Here is a 6,013-nt window from a genome sequence, read left to right on the forward strand (position 1 = left end):
GCTCACGAGGTGCTTTCGGCGGGGCTGTGCGGGTCGTCCGCTTCCGCGCGACCGAGGCAGACGATGCCGGCCACGATCAGGACCGCACCTACCAGGTGGTGCAGGGTCAGTGGCTCGTTCAACAGCCACGCCGACAGCAGCAGCACGCTGATCACTTCCAGGTGCGAGGCAGCGAATGCGGGGCCGATCGGCGCATGCCGCAGCAGGCTCATCCAGGTGAAGAACGCACCCACGTAGCCCAGGACGGCGCCGTACACCCATGGTTGCGACAGCACGCGCAGCAGCCAGGCGGTGTTGGCCTCGACCGGCAGGGCCGCCTCACCGGCGTACTTGAAGCACAGCTGGGCCAGCGTGTCGAAGGCCATCAGCAGCGGAAAACCGATCACATACAGGCGCCTCATGAGCCGGCCCCCACCACCGCCACGCCGGCTGTGACCAGCAGCATCCCGGTCACCCGCAATGGCGTGAGCTTCTCGCGGAACAGGATGCGGCCGGCGATCATCAGCGCCACGATGTTGATCGAGCCCAGCAGCACGCCCTTGGACAGCGGAACCAGTGACAGGAAGGCGATCCAGGCGACGAACTCAAGCACGTAACAGGCGATGCCGATCCACAGCCAGGGGCGGCTGAGCATGTGCTTCCAGCGCTGCAGTCCCTCGCCCTCCTGCGGGTCGCTGGCGGCGGCCTTGAAGGCGAGCTGGCCACCGGTATCGAGCACGACATTGGCCAGCCACAGCAGCGTGGCAAGTGCCCCCATCTCAGGCCACCGCCTTGAGGACGCCGCTGCGTTCACCGATCCCGGTGAAGAAGCGCGCGCTGCGGCGGATCACCTCGCGGCGTTCGCGGTCGATCGTGATCATGTGGTAGCTGTCCTCCAGCACCACCAGTTCCTTCGGGCCACTGACCCGCGACATCACCAGTTCGGCATTGCCCATGCTGGCCACGTCGTCTTCGCGCGCGTGCATCACCAGGCACGGGGCGGTGACCTGGTGCAGGTGGCGGCGGGTCCAGTTGCTCAGCGCACGCATCTCGGCCAGCGCGTGCCAGGGATTGCCCGGAAGGCCTGCCGCCGCGCTGTCGCCGGACAGCATGGCGGCGCTGACCTGCGCACGCAGGCGCTCGTCGCGCAGGCCGTACGGCGGTTCTTCCATGAACATGCGGTCGCGGCCGATGTTGAAGCGCTTGAACCACGGCAGCAGGAACGAGAGGCGGGCGACAGCGGGTATGTTCCAGCCGTCGTAGCGGAACGTGGCGCCATACACGCCGACGCCGGACACCCAGTCCGGTCGTCGAGCAGCAAGTGCCAGCGACAGCACCGCGCCCATCGACAGGCCACCGACGAACAGCTGGTCGACCTTGCCGCGCAGGCTTGCCGCCGCATCTTCCACGCCCTGGTACCACTGTTCCCAGGTGGTCGCCAGCAGGTCATCCACGGTGCCACAATGGCCGGGCAGCTGCACGCCGTGTACGGTGAAGCCGGCGTTGTTCAGCCCTTTGCCCAGCATGCGCATTTCCGCCGGGGTACCGGTCAGGCCGTGAACCAGCAGCACGCCCTGCGGGCCACCGGGGAGGAAGAAGTCGTGCGAGTCGGTCACCTGGCGGCTCCGGGACGGCAGTGGGGAGGGTCAGGATCGCAACCGCGATTTTCGCCAGCCTTTCAGCGCCCCGGTCCGGGTCAGGGGGCCTTCAGCAGCGGCAGTGTGATGGCGACCTTGAGTCCGCCGCCGGGGCGGTTGAGGAAGGTCAGGCGCCCGCCGAAGTGCTCCACCGCCTCGTGGGCGATGGCCAGGCCCAGGCCGGTGCCGCTGGCGGTGGTGCCGGGGGCGCGGAAGAAGCGCTCACCCAGCCGCGGCATCACGTCCTCGGGTACGCCGGGCCCGTTGTCCTCCACGTACAGTTCGACGTCATTGTCATCCAGCGCGTGCACGCCGACGGTGACGGTCGCATCGCGGCCGGCATAGCGCAGCGCATTGTCGATCAGGTTGTCCAGTGCTTCCTGCAGCTGGGCACCGTTGCCGAGCACGCGCAGCGGCTGGGGGCTGCCGCGGTAACCCAGATCGATGCCATCGCGGATCGCTTCAGGCACGCGTGTACCGACCCACTGCGGCACCCGTTCGCACAGGTCCAGTGCCTCCACCGTCTCCGGCACGGTCTGGGCCCGGCTCAGCGCCAGCAGCTGGGTGCTGACCCGCGCGGTGCGCTGGTTGAGCCGGCGGATGTGCTGCAGTGCCTCGCGCACCGTGTCCGGGTCGCCATGCGCCAGTGCCTGGTCCACGTGCAGGGCCATGCCGGCCAACGGCGAGCGCAGCTGGTGCGCGGCGTCGGCGATGAAACGGTTCTGCAGGGTGATCATTTCCGCCTGGCGGGCAAACAGATCGTCGATGGTGCTGATCAGTGGCTGGATTTCCTCCGGCACGTCGGCGTCGGAGATCGGCGCCAGTTCGCCGCGGCGCTGTGCCAGGCGGGTCCTCAGCGGGGTCAGGATGCGCAGGCCATGGGTCACCCCGAACCAGACCAGCGCGGCAGTGCCCAGCGCCAGCATGGTCATCAGCGGGATGATGATCATCAGGATCTCTCGCGCGCGCTGGCGTCGTTCGGCCATGCTTTCGGCCACGGTCACCGCCAGCTGGTCCTGCGGATCGTTCATCGCACGCGTGCAGACGGTGGCCATGCGCACCGGCTGGCCGTTGAGAATGCCATCGTACAGGGTGGGGTCCACGCCGGTGCATTCCTGCGAAGGCGCGTAGGCACTGAAATCTGCATTGCCGCTGAGCGTCCCCTGGCGGCTGCTGTCGACGTTGAAATAGCGATGGCCGTCGGGTTCGTACTCGATCAGGAAGCGCGCCTGCGGAGACAGGTCGCTGGTCACCGGCATGGTGCTCAGCATCTGCGCGAACGAGTGCGTGTCGTCGATCAGGTTGCGGTCGTGGATGCGGTTGGAATAGTCCAGCGCAACGTAATAGGCCAGGATCGTATTGAAGGTGAGAAGGCCCAGCATCGGCAACGCCAGGAAGGCGAGCAGGCGCCGGCGCAGGCTGGGCGGTCCACTGATCACGGGGCGCTGTCGTCCTGCGCATCTTCCAGCATGTAGCCCAGCCCGCGCACGGTGCGGATGCCCATGCCGCCCGGCTGCAGCTTGCGGCGCAGGCGGTGCAGGGCGATGTCCAGGCCGTTGTCGGTCAGGTCCTGGCCCCAGTCGCACAGCGCTTCCACCAGTTGCGCGCGTGACACGATGCGCTCTGCACGCACCGCCAGCGCCGACAGCAGGCCGAACTCGCGTGCGGTCAGTTCAAGTGATTGGTCGTCGATCCATACACGGTGCCCGGCCAGGTCCAGGCGCAAGCGGCCGATGCGCAGGTCCGGATTGCCATTGCTGGTGACCCGCCGCAGCTGTGCACGCACGCGGGCTTCGAATTCATCCAGTGCGAACGGCTTGACCAGGTAGTCGTCGGCACCGAGGTCGAGCACGCGCACCCGCTCGGCCAGGCCGTCACGCGCGGTCACCACCAGCACCGCCAGGCCATCGCCACGCTGGCGCAGTCGTTGCAGCACGTCGCGGCCATCCAGTTGCGGCAGCCCCAGGTCCAGCACCAGCAGTGCATACTGGGTCGAGCCCAGTGCTGCATCGGCGTGCGCACCGTTGTCGACGTGGTCGACCACGTGCCCCTGCCGGCGCAGCGAGGCGCACAGGCCGGAGGCGATGTCCGGGTCGTCTTCAGCAATCAGAACGCGCATGCGCGGGGCTCCTGTAACGGTCAGGCCCACCGGCTGGACGGGGCGGGCCTCTCGGCTGCCGAAGGGTAGCCGCAAACCGGGTGAAGGTGGAGCGCGCCGGCACCTCCCGGCGCCGTCACGCTGTCCCTCCATTCAGTCCTGCAGCCCCGGCTCACCCAGCGCCAGCGGCATCCGGGAGCCATCCAGCAGGCCACGGCTGAGCTTGCCCTCCTCGATGAACAGCAGTTCGCCGTTCTCGCCGTTCTTGATGCTGCTGTCGATGGCGATCACGCGGTCGCCGTGGAAGCTGCTGACGTGTGGCATCGACGTATGGCCGACCACGATGCGCTTGAGCTGCAGGCGGTCGAGCACGGCCTGCACACCCGCGGTGTCAAGGCGGCCATCGAAATAGCCGCGGTACCAGATCGGGCTGGTCTTGCCGTCATACAGCGGTGCGGTGGCCGGGTCGGCCTTCACTTCGGCCTTGGGCAGGCCCAGCGAGGCCTGGTAGGCCGCGTTGGTGCGTGCCGGGTCCAGCGCCAGCTGCACCGCCTCGGGCGAGATGCCGCCGTGCAGGAACAGGGTATCGCCGATCTTCAGCAGTACCGGTCGGGTGCGCAGCCACTGCCCGATCACCGAGTCGGCGCCATACAGCTGCGGGTAGCTGCGGCCCAGCAGCTGGGCGCTGCGCAGGTACTTGGGGTTGACGTAGCGCAGGTCGTCGTACAGCACCATGGTTTCGTGGTTGCCGAGCACGAAGTGCACGGCGCCACCGGCGGCGGCCGCCTGCTGCTGCAGGCCGTAGAGCAGCCAGAACGCCTCGGTCACCTGCGGGCCGCGGTCGAACACGTCGCCGGCGATGACCAGCGTGTCCTTGCCCAGCGCCCAGCGATCCTGCGCGTCGATCACGTGATGGGCACGCAGCAGGCGCACCAGCAACCCGTACTGGCCGTGAATGTCGGACAGCGCGACGATGCGCGGTGTGGCCGGCAGCACCGAGACCGAGGCTGCATTCGGCGCAGCCACATGCACGGTGTGTTCGTAGCCGCAGCGCGGTGCGATATCGGTCCCTGTTGCCCCGGAGGCAAGCGTGCGCGATTCGACCTTGTCGGCGCAGATCCACTTGGCCTGCACCCGGTCGCCCTGGCGGAACACATAGGGGCCATCGGCCTGCACGTGGTCGGCGGGCGCGGCAACCTCGCGGGCCTGCGTGGTTCCGGCGCTGCAGGCCAGCAACGGCAGCAGCAGGGCGGTCATCAGGGAAGAGCGATAGCGCGACATCGTCGTTGTCCGGCGGCGGAAACATCCGATGCTAACCGGCGCGACCGGGTCGCGGTGTGCGCGAATGGGCGGGTCAGGCGCTGTGCCCGTCGTCCCTGAGCTTGCGCACACGGGTGGCGGCGGCCTGCAGGGGCCGACCGTCGCGCCCGCGCGGCTGCATGTACGGCAGCGGTCGCCGCGTGCTGGATTCGATCAGCTGCGAATGAGCTTCGTCTGCACCGAAGCGATGGCGTTCACCCCATTGGCGCAGCGCGACCAGCACCGGGAACAGCGCCTGGCCCGCGGCGGTGAGCACGTATTCCTGGTAGGCCGAGCCGTCGGAGGCCGGTTGCAGTTGCAGGATGCCGGCCTCGACCAGCCTGCGCAGGCGATCGCTGAGGATGTTGCGGGCGGCGCCCAGGCTGCGCTGGAAGTCGCCGAAGCGGCTGACGCCGTCGAAGGCATCGCGGATCACCAGCAGTGCCCAGCGATCACCGAGCAGGTCGGCGCTGCGGGCAACGGGGCAGGGGCTGTCTGCGTGCATGGCGGTCTCCGTCCTATGTGGTTGCAGTTTAAAACCAAAGTAGCTAGCCTGCATCTGGTTTCAATATGAAACCAGATGACGAATGCCATGCCGATTCCACGCCCCCTGCTGGTGCTGCTTGCGGTTGCCGCCGGCGCCAGCGTTGCCAACGTCTATTACGCGCAGCCGCTGCTGGATCAGCTTGCACACGCCTTCGCGCTGGAGCGGGCGGTTGCCGGCGCGGTGCTGGCCGCGACCCAGGCCGGCAGCGTGCTGGCATTGCTCGGGTTGCTGCCGCTGGCTGATCGCGGTGACCGGCGGCACCTGCTGCGGCTGCAGCTGGCGGCACTGGTCGCGGCCCTGCTGTGGCTGGCAGCGGCACGCACGGCCGGTTGGCTGTTGTCGGGCCTGCTGCTGGCCGGGCTGTTGGGCACCGCGCTGACCCAAGGCTTGATCGCCTACACGGCAGCGATGGCTCCGGCCGCGCAGCGCGGGCGGAGCCATCGCTGCCGTGTA

Annotated in this window: 7 protein-coding genes and 1 pseudogene; 1 reads left to right on the plus strand and 7 read right to left on the minus strand. The window is 68.4% G+C overall.

Annotated features, from left to right (window positions below):
• Positions 1-2 precede the first annotated feature (2 nt).
• From A7X97_RS13765 to A7X97_RS13795, 7 genes are all read right to left on the minus strand, one after another.
• Positions 3-401 carry a DMT family transporter gene (locus A7X97_RS13765; RefSeq protein ID WP_088496398.1) on the minus strand — a complete coding sequence of 133 codons (399 nt, stop codon included), beginning with the start codon at positions 399-401 and terminating at the stop codon, positions 3-5.
• Positions 398-757 carry an EamA family transporter gene (locus tag A7X97_RS13770; RefSeq protein WP_021202495.1) on the minus strand — a complete coding sequence of 120 codons (360 nt, stop codon included), beginning with the start codon at positions 755-757 and terminating at the stop codon, positions 398-400. The genes A7X97_RS13765 and A7X97_RS13770 overlap by 4 nt, the downstream gene beginning before the upstream one ends.
• A 1-nt stretch (position 758) precedes the next feature.
• Positions 759-1,595, minus strand: a complete 837-nt coding sequence (locus A7X97_RS13775) for an alpha/beta hydrolase (RefSeq protein ID WP_005415777.1) — start codon at positions 1,593-1,595, stop codon at positions 759-761.
• An 80-nt stretch (positions 1,596-1,675) separates the two neighbouring features.
• Positions 1,676-3,055 (minus strand): sensor histidine kinase, encoded by a 1,380-nt coding sequence (locus A7X97_RS13780; RefSeq protein ID WP_065186713.1) that lies wholly within the window; start codon positions 3,053-3,055, stop codon positions 1,676-1,678.
• The gene (locus A7X97_RS13785; RefSeq protein WP_008265770.1) at positions 3,052-3,735 is read right to left on the minus strand and encodes a response regulator; all 684 of its coding nucleotides are present in this window, start codon (positions 3,733-3,735) and stop codon (positions 3,052-3,054) included. Before A7X97_RS13785 ends, A7X97_RS13780 begins: the two co-directional genes overlap by 4 nt.
• A 132-nt stretch (positions 3,736-3,867) precedes the next feature.
• Positions 3,868-4,995, minus strand: coding sequence for a metallophosphoesterase (locus tag A7X97_RS13790; RefSeq protein ID WP_072166857.1), 1,128 nt, complete (start codon positions 4,993-4,995; stop codon positions 3,868-3,870).
• Positions 4,996-5,068: 73 nt separating this feature from the next.
• The gene (locus tag A7X97_RS13795) at positions 5,069-5,518 is read right to left on the minus strand and encodes a winged helix-turn-helix transcriptional regulator (RefSeq protein WP_072166856.1); all 450 of its coding nucleotides are present in this window, start codon (positions 5,516-5,518) and stop codon (positions 5,069-5,071) included.
• Between the two features lie 75 nt (positions 5,519-5,593).
• Here A7X97_RS13795 and A7X97_RS13800 point away from each other — a divergent pair.
• Positions 5,594-6,013: pseudogene (locus tag A7X97_RS13800) on the plus strand (MFS transporter); the annotation flags it as partial.

Origin of the sequence: Stenotrophomonas sepilia (assembly GCF_003244875.1) — a bacterium.
Lineage (GTDB): Bacteria > Pseudomonadota > Gammaproteobacteria > Xanthomonadales > Xanthomonadaceae > Stenotrophomonas > Stenotrophomonas sepilia.